Origin of the sequence: Kitasatospora sp. NPDC057015 (assembly GCF_042673745.1) — a bacterium.
Taxonomy (GTDB): domain Bacteria; phylum Actinomycetota; class Actinomycetes; order Streptomycetales; family Streptomycetaceae; genus Kitasatospora.
Genome location: NZ_JBHUSG010000073.1, coordinates 1 through 1,214, shown reverse-complemented (window position 1 = coordinate 1,214; position 1,214 = coordinate 1). Strand labels below are relative to the sequence as shown.

Below are 1,214 nucleotides of genomic sequence, written 5' to 3'. Positions count from 1 at the left end.
GGGGGGGGGGGCCCGGCGGGGGGGGGGGGGGGGGGGCGGGGCGCCGCCCCCCCCCCCCCCCCCCCCCCGGGGGGGCGCCCCCCGCGGGGGGGGGGGGGGCCCCCCCCGGCCCCCCCCCCCCACCACTCTGCTCGCACCGTCCCGGCCGGCCCGTCCAGTCCGACCCGGCCAGCGGTCCCCCCGGGGCCGTCAGTGCCGCACAGGAGCCCGCTGAGGCACCGCAGGCGCCTGGGCGGGCCCAGCCGCCCGGGCCCGGCCCTCGCGCAGCCTGCGGGCCGCCCACTGTGCCAGGTAGGCCAGGCCCAGGATCACCAGCGCCACCAGCCCGTCCGCCCAGAAGTGGTTCGCGGTGACCACCACCACCCAGACGGTCAGCAGCGGGTGCAGGACGACCAGCCAGCGCCAGGCACTGCGGGACACCACGATCACCGCGACGGCGGCCAGGACGCACCAGGCGACGTGCACCGAGGGCATCGCCGACAGCTGCGCGGCCACCACCACACCGCCGACCGCACCCCCGTAGACGGACTGCCCGTACTCCGCCGCCACGTCGACGAACCCGTTGTCCGGCAGCATCCGTGGCGGTGCCACCGGGATGAACTGGACCGCCAGGCAGACCGCCGTGGTCAGCACGACGGTGGTCCGCACCCAGGCGTACCGCGCCCGATGGCGCACGAAGACCCAGAGCAGCACCGCGATCATGACCGCGAAGTGCATCGACGCGTAGTAATAGTTGGCCGCCTTCACCACCACCGGATACGGCATGACGGCCGCCTGCCAGCCGGCCTCGTCGGGCAGCCCCAGATCCAGCTCGGTCCGATGGATCCACTGGGCGCGGTCCAACGCGTGGTCGCCGCTCATGAGCGAGAGCAGGCCGACCAGCTGCCACAGCGCGAAGAGCGCCAGCAGGATCCCGGCCTCCCGCAGGAAACCCCCCAGCGACGGCCGTCGCAGCCGCTTGGCCGCGTACCCCGCCGCGAGGAGGGCTGCCGAGGCTCCGCCGGCGGTCTGCCACGTAAGGGTCAGGTTCTGCACTGGACGCGCCTCCACCGAGCTCAGGTTGTGCTGGGGAGACGTTAACGCAAAGAAGCCCCCTCCCGAACGGGAGGGGGCTTCTTTGGAATGATTGTTCGGCGGCGTCCTACTCTCCCACAGGGTCCCCCCTGCAGTACCATCGGCGCAATGAGGCTTAGCTTCCGGGTTCGGAATGTAAC

At 73.8% G+C, this 1,214-nt stretch carries 1 protein-coding gene and 1 rRNA gene; both read right to left on the bottom strand.

The annotated features are described in order from the left end of the window. Positions 1-189: 189 nt before the first annotated feature. Positions 190-1,035 (bottom strand): phosphatase PAP2 family protein, encoded by an 846-nt coding sequence (locus ACFTWP_RS38850; protein WP_380269883.1) that lies wholly within the window; start codon positions 1,033-1,035, stop codon positions 190-192. A 93-nt stretch (positions 1,036-1,128) separates the two neighbouring features. After that, a 5S ribosomal RNA gene (gene rrf / locus ACFTWP_RS38845) occupies positions 1,129-1,214 on the bottom strand; the annotation flags it as partial.